We start from the raw sequence: 18,642 nt of genomic DNA, 5'->3' as shown, positions 1-18,642 counted from the left end.
CTGCCGTGGCTCAGCCCGCCGGCCGCGCTGCCCAGCAGCGGCCAGGCGGCGAGGTAACTGCCGCCCGGCACCTTGCCGGTGAGGACCGTGCAGGCGGCGGCGAGCAGCGTCTCCGCGCCGGTTCGGCGGTCCTCGGCGTCCCGCCGTGAGGTGAGAGCGGAGGCGGCGGCGCCGCAGGCGAGTGCCCCGTACAGCAGGTCGGCCCGGTAGAAGTCGCCGCCGCGGCGGAACTCGGGGCTGAACCGTCCGGCCGTGGCCGTGAGCGCGGTGGCGGCGACCGCTCCGGCGGCCAGCCTCGCCACCGTTCCGGAGGCGCCGCGGCCCACTGCCCGTACGCGGCGGAGCGTGTCCGGACCGGAGGTGTTCTTCCGCGCGCTCAGCAGCCACAGCGCTCCGGCGGCCGCTGCGCACAGCCGGGTGGCCGCGGGTCCGTAGCGCACGAGCCGGCCGCGGCCGACGGTGAAGTAGGTCGCGTCCGTGCCGCGCAGATCCTCCAGCGAGCTCCGGCGTCCCAGGTCCTCGCTGAGCGCGAGCGCCAGCGAGCCGTGGTGCTGGAGGGTGCCGTGGTCGACGTGGTCCAAGTCGTCGGTGGGGCCGTGGTAGTGGATGAAGCCGCCGATGTTGGCGAAGTTCATGCCCGGCACTCCGGCGTCCTTGCTCACGGAGAAGTCGGTGGCGTTCGGCAGCCGCCGGTAGACCTCGTAGAACAGGGAGCTGGCGAAGGCGGGCACCCCGCTGTCGGCGAGCAGGTCGACGAGCGGGCGGTTGCCCGGTCCGGTCTCGAACATCAAGACGGGCCCGTAGGTGCCGCGCGCCTCGAAGTTCAGCGCCGCCTTGACCGACTCGGCCCAGCGGTGCTCGGCGAAGAAGGCGCGGGCGCCGAGCAGTCCGCACTCCTCGCCGTCCGTGAGGACCAGGAGCAGGTCGTGGGTGAGCGGCCGGCGCTCCCGCAGGGCGCGGACCGCCTCCAGCAGCGCCGCGACCGGTACGCCGGCGTCGCTGGCGCCGGGCCCCTGGGCGACGGAGTCGTAGTGGGTGAACAGGGCGACGGCGCCGCCGGGTTGCGTTCCCCGCAGCCGCGCGACGACGTTGTGCACGCGGCCCGCGCCCAGATAGCGCGGCCCGTACGGGGTGGGGGTGCTCAACCCGGCGCCGACGGCCTCCTGTTGGTCCACCTCCAGACCGAGTTCGGTCAGCGTGCGGACGAGATGGTCGCGTACGGCGGCCGACTGGGGCGAGCCGCTCGGCCGCGGCGCTCCCGCGATCTGCTCCAGGTGCCGCTGGGCGCGGGCGACGGAGAAGCCGTCGGGGGCGACGCCGCCGCGCCGTGGTGCGGTGGGCCGCAGGGCGCGGGTGGCCCAGAGGGCGACCCCGGCGGCGGTGAGGGCGGGGACGGCGTGTGCCGCTCGTCGTACGGCCCTGGCGGACGGGCGTTTCACCGCTTCTCCTCTCCGCCGGCGTCCGGCAGCAGTCCGGCGCGCATGCGGTGGAACTGGCCGAGGACGCCGACCGCGGGCCGGTGGGAGCGCGACGTCGCCAGCAGGCTGGGCGACTCGCTCCCCACGAAGTGGCCGCACACGCCCATGTGGGCGTCGTAGGTCTCGTCGAGCGCGGCGCGGAACTCCTCGAGCAGTTCGGGGTGTCGGGCGGCGAGGGACGACCAGGCGGGGCCGGAGTCGGTGAGCGCGCGTACCAGGGCCTCGTGGTCGCGCCAGCGCAGCCCGCTCATCTGCGGAGGGGCGATCGGCGGCATCAGGGTCGGCCTGATCTCCTCCTGGTACTGGTCCTCGGTGGCGTCACCGGCGAAGCGCAGCGCGGCGCGGCTGGCGCGCATCATGCGCGTCGCGACGGCCGCCGCCACCGCGGCCGTCTCCTGATCGCCGTCCTCCACGGCGGCCGTCAGCGAGGACACCGCCAGGGCGCAGCCCTGCGCGAAGGCCATGAAGACGTGGTGTCCGCGCACCCAGCGGCGCAGCCCGTCCAGGTGCGAACTGCGCGTGACCTCCCGGGGCGGGGGCACGGCCGGCGGTCGGGGCACCCGGCGGGGGTCCGCCGTCCAGTCCGCGATCACCTCGAACCCGTCCACCAGGTCCTGCCAGTTCGCCTCGTCGAGGCCCGTGCCCTGTTCCTCGACGACTTCGAGCACTCCCTCGAAGGCGGCGAGCAGCGCCCCGAGCAGCAGCGCGAGGGGCCGTCCCCGGTGGCGTTCGATGCCGAACGCCTCGTCGTTGTCCCGGTTGGGACGGGACTCACGCGGATCGTCCTCGATCAACACGCTGTCGCTCTGGCCCAGTTCGCGGCGTGCGGCGCGTACGGCGTCGAGGAGCGGACGCAGACCGGTACGCGCGGCCGGGTCGGACAGCCGGGCGACGACGGCGGCGCCTCCCGGGGGCCTTGCCGCCTCGACGGCGGGGACGGTGGCGGGCAGGTCCTCGGGGCATCCCAGGACGAAGGGCACGGTGGCCACATGGGGCAGATAGTCGGTCATGACGTCTCCAGGACGGTGTCCGCGGAGGCGGACGCGTCGTCGGGGCGGGGCAGGAACCCGGTGCGGACGAGGTAGTCCATGACGCCGAAGGCGTCGGCACGGCTCGCGGGAGGGCACTCGATGCCGCTTCCTTCGAGCAGGCGCAGGGTGTTGGCGCACTCCCGGGCGGGTTCGAGTTCGTCCATGTGCTGCGGGTCCAGGGCCCGGTGCGGTTCGGCCTCGGCGTCCCTGATGAGCGGGAGGATCGGGTAGAGGGGATGCCCGGGTCCCGTCTCCAGGGCGCGCCGCCGGCCCTCTTCGAACGGCACGATGTCGAAGCGGTATCCGTACTCGCGCAGCCAGTCGCAGAACGTCCGCAGCGTGACCGGCGCCGGGTTGAACAGGTGGTAGAAGCCGCCGGGCGCACGGGAGTCGAGGGAGATGTGCACGATGGAGGAGGCCACGTAGTCGACGGGGACCGTGTCGAAGATGCGCGGGTAGTCCGGGAGCACCGCCATCGGCAGATAGCCGCGGAAGGCCACCAGCAGATAGTCGGTGGGCTGTGTCGCCCCGGTCCGGGTGTGACCCAGGATCAGTCCGGGCCGGAAGATCGTGACGGGGATGCCGCGCTGCCGGGCGACGTCGACGACCTTCTCCGCGACCCACTTGCTGCCGGTGTATCCGGCCGGGACGTGCACGGCCGACCGCAGCGGTGTGCCGTCCTCGGGGAACGGCCGGGGGGTGTGGGTGGCCAGGAGCGTGTCGATCGTCGACACGTAGTGGACGGCCTTGAGGCGCGTGGTGCAGGCGAGTTCGAGCACCTGCTGGGTGCCGCCCACGTTGGGCGCCTTGAGCGCCGAGTACGGGTACACGAAGTTGACGAGCGCGCCGTTGTGGTAGATGACGTCCGCGGTGGCGGCGAGCTCCTCCCATACGGCCCGGTCCAGCCCGAACCGGTCCTGGGCGAGGTCGCCGACCACGCACCGCACGCGGTGGAGCAGGTGGGCGGCGTCGATCTCGTACTCCGCGAAGCCCTGCCGCAGCCGCTCCCTGGCGTGCTCCTCGTCGTCCGCGCGGCACAGGCAGACGATCTCCGCGTCGGTACGGCGCAGGAGTTCCTCCAGCAGATGCAGCCCCAGGTAGCCGGTGGCGCCGGTGAGCAGGATCCGGCCCGGGTGCTGCCAGTCGGCGTGCGGCAGTCCGTCCGGACGGACCGACGGGTCGAGGCTTCCGTCCTTCTCCAGCGTGGCGGCGTGCTGACGGCCCAGCACGGCGGCCAGTCCGCCCCGTCCGTAGGTCTCGATGATCTCCGCCACGCCGGCCACGGTCGGGACGCGGAAGAACTCGTGCAGCGGGATGTCCACGGCGTGACGGGTCTGCAGCAGCGTCGCCAGCCTGGCGAGCATGAGCGAGGTGCCGCCGGAGGTGAAGAAGTCGGCGTGCACGTCGATGTCCTCGGTTCCCAGGACGCGGCAGAAGTCCTCGGCGACCGCCTCCTCGACGGGGGTGCGCGCGGTGGTGCGCACCGGTACGTCGTGACGCGCGGACTCCCGGAATCGCGTGGTCAGCCGGCGGCGGTCGATCTTGCCGGTGTGCGTACGGGGAAGCTCCTCGACGACGAGCAGCGTGTCGGGGACGAGGTAGGCGGGGAGCCGTTCGCGCAGGGCTTCCCGTACCTGCGCGGCCGTCTGCCGGTCGGAGACTCCGTCGTCGGCGGCGCCCGCGGGACGCACGATCGCGGCGGCGAGTCCGGCGTCCTGGGTGCCGGCGTCGAGGGGGACGACCGCCGCGGCGGCCACCTGCGGGCAGCCGGCGAGGGCGGCCTCGATCTCGTGGGGCTCGACGCGGTGACCGCGGATCTTCACCTGGTCGTCGACGCGGCCGAGGAACTCGATCTGTCCGTCGGGCAGTCGGCGTCCCAGATCTCCGGTGCGGTAGAGCCTGGCGCCGGGATCGCCGTACGGGTCGGGCAGGAAGCGGGCCGCGGTCACGGCGGGCCGTCCGAGATAGCCGACGGCGACGCCGGCTCCCCCGATCATGATCTCGCCGGGGACCATGTCGGGCAGCGGACGAAGATGTACGTCGAGAACGTGCACGTGGACGTTGTCGATCGGGCTCCCGATCGGAACCGTGTCCCCGGACACGGGCCCCGTCACATGGGCGGTGGCGTCGATGGTGGCCTCGGTCGGCCCGTAGAGGTTGGCGACCTGCGCCGGCCACACCTCCCTGGCCCGCCGTACCAGTGCCGGTTCCAGCGGTTCGGCGCCGCTGAGCAGCAGCCGGACCTTGGTGGCCTCGCCCGCGGCGGGGTGCTCGACGAGCAGTCCCAGCAGTGAGGGAACGCCGCCGATGACGGTGACGCCCTCGTCACGGATGAGGCGCAGTAGCGCGGCGGGGTCGTCGAGTTCGTCCTCGGTCGCCAGGACGATGGAGGCTCCGGCGCTCAGCGTCCAGTAGACGGCCCAGACCGACGGATCGAAGCTCAGCGGGTGATTGTGCAGGACGCGGTCCTCCTCCCCCACGTCCCAAGTCCGCCTGCGCCAGCAGATGTTGTTGACCGCGCTCCGGTGCTGGACGAGGACGCCCTTGGGGTGTCCCGTGCTGCCGGAGGTGTAGATGACGTACGCCGCGTCGTGCGGCGACAGCGGTACGGCGGCGGGCGTGCGGTCCTGGTCCTCGATCTCCTCCAGGCGCAGCCGCGTCACGCCGGCCGGCAGCGGAACCGCGTCGGTCTCCCGTACGAGTGCGGAGCCGGCGCCGGAGTCCGTGACGAGGTAGTGCACACGGTCCGCCGGGTGGTGCGGATCGACGGGGACGAACGCGGCGCCGCACCGCAGGACCGCTAACTGCGCGGCCACGGCGTCGGGATCGCGTCCCAGACAGACGGCGACGCGGTCGCCGCGGGCGACGCCCCGCTCCTGCAACGCGGCGGCGATCGCGCCGGCCCGCCGCCACAGATCGCGGTAGCTCAGCCGCTGGGCGCCCCGCCGCACGGCGATGCGTCCGGCGCAGTCCGGGTCCTCGGCGCGTGCGGCGACGAGGTCGACCAGGGTGTCGTCGGGCAGCGGGTGCGGGTCGCCGCGTCCGCAGCTCACCATCGCGTCGGGCCCGGCCAGCAGGGGCAGTTCGGCGACGGCCGCCGTGGCGCGGGCGTCGCCCAGGAGCAGCGGCTCCAGCACCGCCATGAGGCTGCTGCCCACGCTCCATACGTCGTCCGCCGTGTACAGATTGGTGTCGTAGTCGAACTGGAGGCTCACCAGGCCGGGTTGGAACCACACGGTCAGGTCGATGTCGTGCTCGCCGCTGCTGACCTCGGTGGGCCGGGTGACGAGGGCGCAGCCGCTCTCGGAGGCCAGGGGCGTACGGGCGTCGGCGACGCGCAGCGTGGTCTGCACATACGGTGTCCGGCTCACGTCCCGTGCGGGCGGGCGGAGTTCCAGCAGACGCGCGAAGGGGACGGCGCTACGCGCGGAGTCGAGCGCCCGCCGTGCGAGGGCGAGCAGCTCGCCCATGTCGCCGCCGTCGGGCAGGTCGACCCGTACGGGACGGATGTCGTCCAGCGGTCCGACGAGCCCGGCGGGACGGCCGGCGCCCTCGACGTGCACGCCGCACTGGGCGGCGTCCGCCGCCTGATAGCGCATCAGCACGGCGAGCCAGGCCGCCACCGTACGGTCGCGGCACTCCTGCGCGTCGAGCCGGTCCGCCGAGGGGGCGTAGGGCATCTCCAGGATCTCGACGGACCGTTCGTGGCGCTTGACCTCGGGACGCGGGCGGGGACCCGGGATCTCACGGGCCGCCGGACGGGCCAGCAGATCGCCCAGTCCGGCCGCCTCCGCCTCGCGTGCGGCGGCCGACGAACTCTCCCGGTGTGCTTGCAGCGTCTGGGAGAGCGTCTGCTGCGGAGTCCGTGCGGTGCCCGCGAGACAGGCGGCGACGGTGTCGAGGGACGCGGCGTCGGCGACGAGCCGGTGGGCGACGAGGAACAGGGTCCACTCCGCCGCGCCCATGCGCAGCAACGTCACCCGCAGCAGCGGCCCGTAGCGCACGTCGAAGGGTTCGGCCGCGCTGCCGGCGGTCAACTCCGCGGCCTCCGCCTCCGGATCGGGCACCCCGGAGAGGTCGACGGAGCGCAGCGACAGGTCGGCGACGGGCAGCACCAGGCGAACCGGACGGGAGGCGACCTCCACGAACACGCTGCGCAGCGCCTCCTGTTCGGCGGAGAGCGACGTCAGTCGCCGCTGCACGGCGGTGACGTCCACGCTGCCGGTGAGCCGGTAGCGGGCGGCCACGGTGCCGGGGTAGCCGGGCGCCATGCGGTTCAGCAGCCACCAGCGGCGCTGTTCGGCGGAGAGCGGGTCGGCGAGGTCTGCCTGAGCCTGGGTCATCACCCGGGCCAGTTCGTCGGTGAAGTCGGTGGCGGGATCGACGGTGGTCACTGGTCACTCACCTCGGCCTGTCCGGGAGACGGCAGTCGGGACGGTGCGGTCGGGACGCGGGTGACGCGCTCGAAGTCCCAGTCGGACTCGCCTCCCGTACCGGAGGCGGCGGCCGCCGTGGGCTCCGCGGTGCCACGCAGGGCGGACACCGAGCGCGCGATGTGTGCGACGGTCGGTTCGAGGAAGATCTCGGACATCGGAACGGTGACTCCGAAGGCGTCCTTGACCTGCTGGATCATCTGGCTGGCCAGCAGGGAGTGGCCGCCGAGGAGGAAGAAGTCGTCCGTGGCTCCCACCTCGGTGACGCCGAGCAGTTTCTGCCACAGGGCCGCGATCTCGTGCTCCGTACGGTTGCGCGGCTCGATCCGCTCGGACGGCATGTCCAGCCGGGTACCGGTGCGCAGCAGGGCCCGGCGGTCGGTCTTGCCGTGCGGGGTGAGCGGGAGGGATTCCACGGCGTGGAAGCGGGCGGGTACGGCGGCTCCGGGGAGCCGGGTCGCCGCGTGCCGGTGGACCTCGGCGGCCCACTGCGCGTCCGCGGCGACGTCCGGGCCGGGTACGAGCCAGGCGCCGAGCGCCGTCTCGCTTCCCTGTCCGACCAGCGCGACCGCGGCGTCCCGTACGCCCGGCGCCGTACGCAGCGCCTCCTCGACCTCGCCCATCTCGATCCGGTTGCCGCGGATCTTGATCTGGTCGTCCACGCGGCCGAGGAACTCCAGTGAACCGTCGGCCCGGCGGCGTGCCTTGTCCCCGGTGCGGTAGACCCGGCCGCCGTCCCCCTGCGGGTCGGGCAGGAAGCGGGACGCCGTCAGGGCGGGCCTGCGTACGTAGCCGACGGCGACGCCGGGCCCGCCGATGAGCAGTTCACCGATCGTGCCGTCCGGCGCGGGGCGCATGTCCTGGTCGACGACGACCGCGGTGGTGCCGGGCAGCGGCCGGCCCAGACGGACGGCCGCGCCCCGCCGGAGCCGGGCGGCGCAGGACCAGACGGTGGTCTCGGTGGGGCCGTAGAGATTCCATGCGGCGCCGCCGTCCGTCGTGAGCAGGTCGGCCAGGTCGGCGGGGAGCGCCTCGCCGCCGCACAGCACGGTGAAGTCCGGTCGTGGGCGCCACCCGGTGTCCGTCAGCAGCCGCCAGGTCGCGGGCGTCGCCTGGGCGACGGTGATCTGCCGTGTCTCCAGGAGACGGCTGAGCCGCGCGCCGTCGCGGAGCGCCTGTTGGGGCGCGACGTCGACGGTTCCGCCGACGGTCAGGGGCGCGAGGAGTTCCAGGAGGGAGATGTCGAAGGCGTGGGTGGTGAGGGCGAGCAGGGTGTCGTCCGAGCCGAGCCCGGTGGTGCCGGTGACGGCGTCGAGGAAGTAGGCGAGGTTGGCGTGTGTGACGGCGATCGCCTTCGGCTCGCCGGTCGAGCCGGAGGTGAACATGAGGTAGGCGGGCGACTCCGGCGGGAGCGGCACCCTCTCGCCGGCCGCTGCCGGCGCGCGTTCCAGAAGGCTGTCGACCGGTACGAGCACGGCCGGTTCGGCGCCCTCGTCCTCCGGAGGCTGCGGCACGTCGTCCGCGTCCGGTGAGGTCACGATGACGGCGGGGGCCGACTGCCGGGTGATCAGCAGACGCCGGTGGGCGGGCAGGGCGGGGTCGAGGGGGACGTAGACCGCTCCCGTCCGCCAGACGGCGAGCATGCTGACGACGGTGCCGATGCCCCGTGAGGTGTGGACGGCGACGCGTTCGCCCGGTCCGGCGCCGGCCGCGCGGAGCCGGGCCGCGGCGGCGGTGACGCGTTCGTCCAGTTCGCGGTAGGTGAGCGTGGCTCTCGCGTCGCGCAGCGCCGGGTGGTCGGGACGGTTCCGGGTCTGGTCCTGGACGCGTTCGAGCACCGGCGCCGGAAGGACGTGGGGCTGCCGCGCCCGTGGCCAGGGCGCGGCCTCGTCCAGCAGGGAGCCGGCCACCGTCGCGTCCGGGGAGTCGACGATCCGGTCCAGGACGGTACGCAGATGGCGACCGAGCCGTTCCACGGTGGCCTCGTCGAAGAGGGCCGTGGCGTACTCCAGGAATCCGCTGACTCCGGCGCGGGGCTCCTCGAAGAGGAAGAGGGACAGGTCGAGCCGGGAGGTGCCGGTGTCCAGATCCGCCACCTCGGCACGCAGGCCCGGCATGTCGTGGTGGCGTCCGGCGTCGGGCTGGAAGCCGAACATCACCGAGAACAACGGGTTGCGGTCCAGCAGCCGGGGCGGGTTGAGGGCCTCCACCAGGTCGCCGAAGGAGAGGTCGGAGTGCTGCATCAGCACACCGACGTCCTCGTGCACGTGCAGCGCGAGCTGCCGCAGGCTGAGCGGGGCGTCGAACCGGCTGCGCAGGACGCAGGTGTTGACCAAGTAGCCGACGGTGGGCTCCAGTTCGGGGCGGCAGCGGTTGGCGACCGGGATGCCCACGGCGATGTCGTCGTTTCCGGCGGTGCAGTGCAGGACGGTGAGGTAGGCGGTCAGCAGCAGGGAGGACAGGCTGACTCCGTGGTGCGCGGCGGCTCTGCGCAGCCGGTCCGTCTGCTCCTGGCCGAGTGCGAGGGGAAGCCTGGCGCCCTCGAAGCTCTGGTGCGCCGGGCGGCGCCGGTCGACGGGAAGGTCGATGCCGTCCGGCAGCCCGGCCAGACGTGTGCACCAGTGGTCCAGTAACTCCTGCTGCCGGGTGCGCCAGGCGTCGTCGGGGTCGTCGCCGCCGGCGCTCCAGACGACGAAGTCGGCGAACTGGAGCGGCGGTTCGCTCGTCTCCGGTCCGAGTCCGGCACGCAGCCGCCGGTACGTCTCGAAGATCTCCCGCAGCAGGATCTGCAGCGAGAGGCCGTCGCAGACCGCGTGGTGCACGCACAGCCCCAGCACCGCGTGCTCCGGCGTCAGCCGCACGAGCGCGGCCCGCATCAGCGGCGGCGTGCCCAAGTCCCAGCCGCGCCGGGCGAGATGACGCAGCAGCCGCGACAGTTCCCGGTCCCGCGTCGCGGCGTCGGCGGCGGTCAGGTCCCGCTCCTGGAGAACGACGGACACGCCCTCCTGTACGACCTGGAGAAGCCCCTCCTCGCCCTGGCGCAGCCCGGTGCGGAGCGCTTCGTGCCGCGCCGCGACCAGGTTGAGCGCGTGCTGGAGATCGTCGGCGTGCAGCTCGCCGTGGAGGTCCACGCGGGCGGCGAGCGCGTACGCGGGCACCGACTCCGGGTTCACCTGGTGCAGGAACCACAGCCGCCGCTGTCCCGGACTGCTGGGAAAGGTCAGGTCGTTGGGGAGTGGGGTGCTCGTCATGGTGCCTCCTGCCGGGTCTGCGGCCGGTGCGTGTGACGTGTGCGGTCCAGGCGTCGTACGGGACGTGCGGCAGCGGCCGCGTCGGCCCGGGGCGCGGCGGCGAGCACCGCCTCCTGCTCGGCGATGGTGCGGGCGTTCCACAACTGGGCGACCTGGGTCTCGACGCCGAACTCCGCGGTGACGAGCTGCGCCAGCCGGGCCAGCAGCAGGGAGTGGCCGCCCGACTCGAAGAAGTCGTCCCTGGCGCCGATCTCGGGCACCTCCAGCAACTGCCGCCACAGCCGGCCCAGCCGTTCCTGTACGGCTCCGGCGAGCGGCGCCTGCTCGCCATGTCCGATGCGGACGGCGGGCAGTCGGGCGAGGCGCTGTCGGTCGGGCTTGCCGTTGCGGTTCTTCGGGATCTCGTCGAGGACGGCGTAGTCGGACGGCAGCATGTAGGCGGGTACGAGCGCCGCGAGGCGGTCGCGGACGCCGCGCAGCCAGTCGACGGGATCCTCGGGTGCGGGGCCGGCGGGCACCAGGCACGCGAGCAGTCTGCGGTCGGAGCCGGTGCCGACGACGTGCACCACGGCCTCGTCGAGCGGGGTCGTCTCGCGCAGACAGGACTCGACCTCGCCGAGTTCGATGCGGAAGCCGCGGACCTTCACCTGGTGGTCGGCCCGTCCGGCGAAGTCGAGCAGACCGTCGGGCCGCCAGCGGACGAGGTCGCCCGAGCGGTACAGCCGCGCTCCGGGAGCGGCACCCGTACCGCCCCCGGGGACGGCACCGGCACCGGCACCGGGCTCGGACGCGTCCGGGTCGGGGAGGAAACGGGCCGCGGTCATGGCCGCCTCCCCGGCGTAGCCGAGCGCCACGCACGGGCCGCCGATGAGCAGTTCGCCGGTGGCACCGAGCGGTACGTCCCGCAGCCGTTCGTCCACCACCCTGAGCGTCGTACCGCCGAAGGGACGCCCCAGCGGCACCGGATCGCCCGTCTCGGCGCCGACCTCCGACCACGTCATATAGGTGGTGGTCTCGGTCGGCCCGTACATGGCGACGATGCGGGCCTGCGGGCACTGGCGTGCGATGTCCCGTACGAGGTCGCCGCCGATCGTGTCGCCGCCCATGGTGATCAGCCGCAACTCCGGCGGCAGCGCGCGCCGTTGGACGCAGGTGGCCACGGCGGAGGGGACGCTGCTGAGAAACGTGCCGGGCGGCGGCTGCGGCAGGTCGATCAGTTCGAGGGCGTTCTCCAGCAGCCGCACCCGCTGCCCGGCGGAGAGCGGCAGGAAGATCTCCCACACCGACAGATCGAAGTGGACGCCGCTGACGGCCAGGGACTCGCGCAGCTCGTCCGTGCTGAAGGTGCGCCGCCCGAACCGCACGAGGTTGACGGCGGAGCGGTGCGCGATGACCACGCCCTTGGGACGCCCGGTCGAGCCGGAGGTGAACATCAAGTAGGCCGGTGCGTCCGGTCCGAGAGACGGGTCGCCGCCCGAGTCCGCGCCGGCTGCGGGCCGTGCCGGCACGGTGGCCGCCGACAGGGTCGCGCAGGGCATCGCACGGCCCAGTTCCTCGGTCGTCGCGTCGGTGACCACCACGGCGCATCCGGCCTGGGCCACCACCCGGGCGGTACGGTGCGCGGGCGCCGACCGGTCGAGGCCGACGTAGGCGCAACCGGCGCGCAGAGCACCGAGAAGCGCCGGAACGAGGTTCCTTCCGCGCGACAGCAGGACGCCGACGACGCTGCCCGGGCCGGCTCCCGCGCGCCGCAGCTCGGCGGCGAACGCGGCGGAGCGCTCGTCGAGTTCGGCGTAGGTGAGGTCGCCGTCGCGGCAGGTCACCGCGGTGCGCTCGGGGTGACGCGCGGCTGCCTCCAGCACCTCGCCGTGCAACGTGGCCTCGTCGATGCCCGGTTCGGCGGCGGCCCGGCTCCAGGACGCCAGCAGCTCCCGGTCCGCGGCGGGCACGGTGTCCAGGTCGTCCAGCGCGGTTTCGGGGTGCGCGATCAGGGCGTCGACGACGGCCGGCAGCATCTCCGCCAGCCGCTCCGCGAGCCATGCCGGGTGGTGCGCCGGATCGACGTCGACGAACCCGAACATGTTCCGTCCGTCGTCCGCGAGGGCGCCGGCCACCAGCCAGGGCCCGACGCTGACCGGGGGCACGACCGTCCGCATCGTGAGGCCGCCGAGCGGTATGGCGGCCTGGGACAGCAGCGCGGCGCCCAGCCCCTTGAGGCCCGCCGGGTCCTGGAACATGGCCAGGGTGACCTCCGGCGCGGGCATGTCCGTGCCGGGGCCGCCTTCGCCCGGTGCCGCCAACTCCGGGTAGCCGAGGCACTGGTGGGCGAGGGCGCCGCGGAGTACGCCATGGACTCGCCGGAGGTACTCGCCCGCCGTGCCGGACGCGGTGTCCACGGGCAGGACGGCGGTGGAGAGGGTGTAGCCGACGGCCCGCGCGTTGGCGCTGTTGCGTCCGTGCATGGAGACGGACAGCGGCGGTCTGGCGCTGTTGCCGAGGCGGGCGAGCGCGAGGGCCTGTGCGGCGAACAGGACGGTGTAGCGCGAGACTTCGCGCTCCTTGGCGTAGGCACGCAACGCCGCCGTCCTGCTCTCCCCCAGGTCGAGCGGCACCCGGTGCGTCGCACGGGAGAGCCCGGAGCGCGGCGGCTGCGCCGCGGCACGCGGCAGGTCCAGGGGCTCGTGCCCGTCCTCCCAGAGCCCGGTCCAGAACCGTTCGGCCCGCTCCCGCCGGCCGCTGGCGACCTCGGGATGCGTCAGCGGCACCGCCGGAGGCAGTACGTCGTCCCGCTCCCTGCCGTCCAGCGCGAGTCGGTAGAGCTGGTGGAGTTCGGCCATCAGCACGCCCACCGCCCACAGATCGGCGACCGCGTGGTGGACGCGGACGACGAGCCTGACCGGCGCCTCGGCCTCGTCTTCGGTGTCGTGCTCGGTGTCGTGCTGGGTGTCGTTCTCGGCACCGTCCTGGGCCGCGTGCGCGGCGGTCAGCACCGTGGCCCGGAACAGGGGGCCCGCCGACAGGTCGGGGTACTCCCGGCAGCGCTCTTCGAGCAGCGCCTGCACCCGCCCGTCGTCGCCCGTGTCAGTCAGCGTCTCGGACGCGGCGTACCGGTCCGGTTCCGCGTCGACCCGCTCCGCCGGATCGACCACGCGCAGCCAGTGCTCGCCGGAGCGGACGAACCGGGCGCGCAACGCCTCGTGCCTGCGCACCAGTTGACGCAGGGCGCGCAGCAGCATCTCCGGATCGCAGCCGCCCCGCAGCTCGAAGGCCATCGCCAGGGTGAGGCCCGGGCGTTGAGGATCCAGTTCCTGCGCGAGACACAGCACGTGCTCGTGCGGCAGGGCCGGCCGGCTTCCGTGCGGTCCGGGACGCTCCGGGTGCGGCTCCGCGACGGGCGGCCCACCGGAATCCGAACGGTGTCCGCCGGCCGTTTCCCGATCCATGCACACTGCGTTCCTCCAGACGGAAATAAGCGTGCCGGGTATCGACTCCCAGCGATACTAAGAAGATTTCCGAGGGGCGCCAGAAACTCTTTCAAGATACGGAAGGAAGGCGAAAGGAATAGAAGATTCCGCAGCGGCGCGGCAGGTCACACGCATTACGCACCGGTTTCTTTCTCTCTTCTTTCCTGCGGCGCCCCGCACATGCCGGTTGCTTGTACGGTGTGGACCCGGCCGCGAGAAACTCCTGCGTACTGCCGGCGGCCGCGACTTCGCGAGACCGACTTTCATGGACCAACGCCCTGGAGGCTCCATGAGCAACACGGCGGCTGCCCAAGCGCCCGTACAACTCCCAGGCCCCGTACAGATTCCCCTGGTGGGCTGGCGCACCAGAGGGCTGCGAATGCTGGGCGATCCAGCCGAATACTTCATGCGTCAGTACGCACACCACGGTCAGGTCAGCGCCTGGAAACCGCGGAACCCGCGTCATGTTTTCGCGTTCGGCCCCGAGTACCTGAAAAGGATCTTCACCGAACCCGAAGTGTTCGTCGCGGACTCTTTCCGCGAAGTCCGAATACCGGAACAGAGCTCCTTCTACCGCCTGACGAACGGTCTGTTGCGCCGCAACGGAGATCCACACCGCAGGCACCGCAGGCTGATGCAGCCCGCCTTCACCGCCCGCCGCGTCCTGGTGCACCGCGAGAACGTCGCCGACGTGACGGAGCGCTGCCTTTCCGAGTGGCGTACGGGAGACGTCGTGCCCATGCACGACGCGCTCGCGCGGATCATCATGCTCACCGCCATGCGGACCGTCTTCGACATCGACGCACCGGAGCGGATCGAGCGGCTGCAAGGACTCATCAGCCGCCTCCTGCGCGTGGCCGCCGCGCCCCTGACGCTGCTGCTCCCCTACGACCTGCCGGGCAGCACCTTCCGGGCCGCGCTGCGCACCTGCGAGCAGATCGAGGCGCTGCTGCTGGAGATGATCCGCGACCGGCGGGCCGACGGCGCCACCGGCAGGGACGTCCTGACGAGCCTCGTCAACGCCGAGGACGAGGACGGCAGCCGGCTCTCCGAAGCCGAGCTGGTCGGCGAGGCGTACACCGCCTTCTGCCACGACAGCAGCACGGCCACCCTGATGTGGACGCTCCTCCTGCTCGACCAGCACCCGGACGTCATGAACGACGTGGTCGACGAGGTGACGTCGGTCTGCGGCGGCGGGCCCCCGGACGACGACCAGTTGGGCAAGCTGCCGCTGCTCGACGCCGTGCTCAAGGAGACGCTGCGGCTGCTGCCCCCCGCCCCCATGCTCATCCGCTACACCTCGCGGCCGACGCGGTTCGGCAGGTACGAACTGCCGTCCGGCGCCATGGTGTTCTTCAGCTCGTACGTCACCCACCGGCTGGAGGAGACCTACCGCGATCCCCTCCGCTTCGACCCCGGGAGGTGGGAGCGCGAGAGCCCGTCGACGTACGAATATCTGCCCTTCGGGGCCGGGGCGCACAACTGCGTGGGCCGTCACTTCGCGATGCTGGAGATGAAGACGGTCCTGGCGGTGCTGCTCCAGAAGTTCCGTCCCGCGCTGGTGCCCGACTCCCGGGTGGACCGCGCGATGCGCGTCTCCCTCGTCCCCAGCCACGGTCTGCCGATGCGGCTGCACCCTCCCGGCACCGGAACCTCGCCGGCCCCGCTCCGCGGCAACATCCGCGACAGCGTCCGCCTGCCGTGACCGGCCGGACCCGGCCGTCCCACTGACAGCACACCGTCAGGAGATCTCGTGCCCACCGATACGCCCACGGTCATCGTGTCCGGCGCCGGCCCCACCGGCCTCGCCCTCGCCTCCGAGCTGTCCGGCGCCGGCGTGCGCTGCCGCGTCGTGGAGAAACGGCCCCGGCCCTCGCCGTGGTCCCGGGCCTTCGGGCTGATGCCCCGCACGATGGAACTGCTGGACATGCGCGGCCAGATGGAGCCCTATCTCGAAGCGGGCCTGCCCTGCTCGCGTCCCCCGCTGGGCGATCTGCGCGGGCATCTGGACTACCACCGGCTCGACACACCGTTCCCGTACATCCTGATCATTCCGCAGTCGCGCACAGAGGAGCTGCTGGAGAAGGCGGCCGTCGAGGAGGGCGCGGAGATCGAGCGGGGCGCGGAGGTCACCGGCGTACACCAGGATCCCGGTTCGGTACGCGTGGAGATCACCGGCGCCGACGGTACGACGCGTACGGAGACGGCCGACTTCCTGGTCGGCTGTGACGGGGTCCGCAGCACCGTGCGGCAGAGCGTGGGCATTCCGTTTCCCGGGCGCGACTACCACCAGTCCCTGATGATCGTCGACGCCCCGCTGGGCCGCCCGCCCGAGCCGGAGGTGTACGCCCGTATCACCCGGCGCGGCATGGTCGCCGCCTATCCCTTCGGGGACGGCACGTTCCGGCTGATCATCCTCGACCGGCAGAAGATGAACGTCCCGGTGGAGCAGCCCCTGACGCTCGACGAGGCGTCGGAGAGCGTCCGCGGCATCCTCGGCATCGACCTGGAGCCCTACGATCCGCTGTGGCTGTCGCGCTTCCGCAGCGCACAACGCCACGCGCCGCGCTACCGCCAGGGACGCGTGCTGCTCGCGGGCGACGCCGCCCACACCCATATCCCCTCCGGCGGGCAGGGCCTCCAGGTCGGCGTCCAGGACGCGATGAACCTCGGCTGGAAGCTCGTGGCCGAGCTGAGCGGCCGGGCGCCCGACTGGCTGCTGGACTCCTACGAGCGGGAGCGGCTGCCGATCGCGGAGGCGACCCTGCGCAAGACGGACATGAACTTCCGCTTCGAGACCTCGGACTCCGCGCCGTCCCGGCTGGCGCGGTGGCTCGTGATGAAGGGCGGACGCATCGGGCCGCTCCAGACGCCCGTGCTCAAGGAGTTCGCCAACTTCACGCTGCGCTACCCTCCGCCGCCGCACACGGGACCGGGCGGACGGGCCGGGGGCCGGGTGGGCAAGGGGCCGAACTCCCTTGTCGGGACCCGGATTCCGGACGCCACCCTGCACGGCGGCGGAGACCGCAGCCGGCGCCTGTTCGAGCTGTTCCGGGACCGGCGCTTCGTCCTGCTCGACCAGACCCCCGGCGGACGGGCGGCGGCAGCGGCGGGCCAGGGCTGGGGCGACCGGGTCCGCGTGACACGCGCTCACGCCCAGGGCCGCACCGGCCTGCCCGAGGTGCTGCTCGCCAGGCCGGACGGTTACGTGGCGTGGGCGGCCGGCGCCGACGGAGCCGACGGCGTACGCACCGCGCTCGCCCACTGGTGCGGCGCCCCACAACCCTGAGCCGGAATACGGCCCTGAACTCACGTACGGAACGCACTGCTTCCCGTCACCACCCAGATCCGAACCGCAGACCCGGAGGGGACTTTCCGTGTTGGACCGACGTACGATCCTCCGCCTTGGCACCGGCGCAGCGGCGACCGGCCTGATCGGCGCCCAGGCGCAGATGGGGCTCAGCCTGGCGGACAACCGCATCCCCTGGGGGCAGTTGCGCAAGGCGCTCGGCGGCGATGTGGTGCTGCCCGACGACCGTGACTACGAGGCGGCCAAGAGAATGGTGCTGGGCCAGTTCAACTCGGTCCATCCGCAGGCGGTCGCGTACTGCGAGACGCCCGAGGACGTGGGGCACTGTCTGCGCTTCGCCGACAGGCACGGGCTGCGGGTCGCCCCGCGCAGCGGCGGCCACAACTTCGCGGGCTGGTCGACCACCCCGGGTCTTCTCGTGGACGTCTCCAGGATGAACAAGGTCAGCCCGGGCCACGGCTCGGTCCGGCTGGGGCCGGGGGCGCAAGCGGTGGACGTCGTCTCGCAGTTGGCTCCGCACGGGCTCCAGACGATCTCGGGTCTGTGCCCGACGGTGTGCCCCGGCGGTTACATCCTCGGCGGCGGCATCGGCTGGGCCACCAGGAAGTACGGCATGGGCTCCGACCGGCTACGGTCCGCGGAGGTGGTGCTCGCCGACGGCAGCGTGGTGCGCGCCTCGGAGAAGACGGAGAGCGATCTCTTCTGGGCCCTGCGGGGCGGCGGTGGCGGGAACTTCGGGATCGTCACCGAGTTCCAGATCGAGCCGGTGTCCATCCCCTCGCTCGTCAACTTCAACCTGACCTGGAAGTGGGACGACGCCCTCGACGTCACCCAGGCCTACCTGGAGTGGCTGCCCCACGCACCGGACTCATGGGGCTCGACCCTGATGATCTTCATGGCGGAGTCGACGCCGGACGCTGTGCCGCAGGTCCTCCTCCAGGGCGCCTACCTCGGCAGCGAGGGCGACTACCGCAAGGCGCGGAACGCGCTGGTCGACGCGATCGGGCGGAGGCCCGCCACGGAGGACGTCGCCGATCTGCCCTACGACCAGGCCTCGATGCAGTTCTACGAGTGCGAGGACTTCTCCGTCGAGGAGTGCCATCTGGTGGGCAACAACCCCGAGGCGAAACTCCCCCGGTACAACTTCGCCGTGGACCGCGGGCGCCTCGCCGACGGGCCGCTCTCCCGCACCGCCGTACGGGAGTTGATCGAGGCGTTCGACGCCGACCGGGTCAAGGAGCAGTTCCGCTATCTGACGTTCTTCGCGCTGGGCGGGGAGGCGAACCGGGTGGGCCGTACGGAGACCGCCTATGTGCACCGGACGTCGCAGTACTACATCGGGTACACGGTCGGGCTGAACGAGGACGCCCCGGACGCCGGCAGCCGGAAGGCCGCACAGTCCTGGGCGGACGGGGCGTTCGCGGTCTGCGACCGCTACGGCATCCCGGAGAACTACATCAACTTCCCCGATCCGCATCTGGCGGACTGGCGGACCGCCTACTACGGGGAGAACTACGCACGGCTCACGGCGGTGAAACGGGCCTACGACCCGGACGGCTTCTTCCGGTTCGGCCAGAGCATCGGAAGCTGAGGCCGCCGGGGCGAAGACGGCCGGGCGAACTCCGTACGGAGAAACGGCGGTTACGCGTCGCCGCACCGTTCGCGGTGCGGCGAC

The 18,642-nt window shown here is 72.7% G+C and carries 8 protein-coding genes; 3 read left to right on the top strand and 5 right to left on the bottom strand.

Annotation, left to right across the window (positions count from 1 at the left end; genetic code table 11):
* The 5 genes from AN218_RS18370 to AN218_RS18350 all read right to left on the bottom strand — a co-directional run.
* A partial coding sequence (locus tag AN218_RS18370; RefSeq protein ID WP_141747616.1) for a M20/M25/M40 family metallo-hydrolase occupies positions 1-1,439 on the bottom strand: 1,439 nt, incomplete at its 3' end.
* A complete protein-coding gene (locus tag AN218_RS18365) occupies positions 1,436-2,488 on the bottom strand; it encodes a hypothetical protein (protein ID WP_070017979.1) in 1,053 nt (350 codons plus the stop codon). The genes AN218_RS18370 and AN218_RS18365, both read right to left, overlap by 4 nt.
* Positions 2,485-6,903, bottom strand: coding sequence for a non-ribosomal peptide synthetase (locus AN218_RS18360; RefSeq protein WP_079132312.1), 4,419 nt, complete (start codon positions 6,901-6,903; stop codon positions 2,485-2,487). Before AN218_RS18360 ends, AN218_RS18365 begins: the two co-directional genes overlap by 4 nt.
* Positions 6,900-10,193 (bottom strand): non-ribosomal peptide synthetase, encoded by a 3,294-nt coding sequence (locus AN218_RS18355; RefSeq protein WP_070017978.1) that lies wholly within the window; start codon positions 10,191-10,193, stop codon positions 6,900-6,902. The genes AN218_RS18360 and AN218_RS18355 overlap by 4 nt, the downstream gene beginning before the upstream one ends.
* A complete protein-coding gene (locus AN218_RS18350) occupies positions 10,190-13,636 on the bottom strand; it encodes a non-ribosomal peptide synthetase (RefSeq protein WP_070017977.1) in 3,447 nt (1,148 codons plus the stop codon). Before AN218_RS18350 ends, AN218_RS18355 begins: the two co-directional genes overlap by 4 nt.
* A 310-nt stretch (positions 13,637-13,946) precedes the next feature.
* On the opposite strand from AN218_RS18350, the gene AN218_RS18345 reads away from it, so the two are divergent.
* The 3 genes from AN218_RS18345 to AN218_RS18335 all read left to right on the top strand — a co-directional run bounded on the left by AN218_RS18345 (position 13,947) and on the right by AN218_RS18335 (position 18,558).
* Positions 13,947-15,362, top strand: a complete 1,416-nt coding sequence (locus AN218_RS18345; protein WP_070017976.1) for a cytochrome P450 — start codon at positions 13,947-13,949, stop codon at positions 15,360-15,362.
* Positions 15,363-15,410: 48 nt separating this feature from the next.
* Positions 15,411-16,946: an FAD-dependent monooxygenase gene (locus tag AN218_RS18340; protein ID WP_070017975.1), complete on the top strand. Its 1,536-nt coding sequence runs from the start codon at positions 15,411-15,413 to the stop codon at positions 16,944-16,946.
* 88 nt (positions 16,947-17,034) lie between these two features.
* On the top strand, positions 17,035-18,558 hold the full coding sequence (locus AN218_RS18335) for an FAD-binding oxidoreductase (protein WP_070017974.1): 1,524 nt from the start codon (positions 17,035-17,037) through the stop codon (positions 18,556-18,558).
* Positions 18,559-18,642 lie beyond the last annotated feature (84 nt).

The organism is Streptomyces nanshensis, from assembly GCF_001751255.1.
In the GTDB taxonomy this organism is placed as follows: domain Bacteria; phylum Actinomycetota; class Actinomycetes; order Streptomycetales; family Streptomycetaceae; genus Streptomyces; species Streptomyces nanshensis_A.
This window is presented reverse-complemented; position numbering and strand designations above follow the sequence as displayed.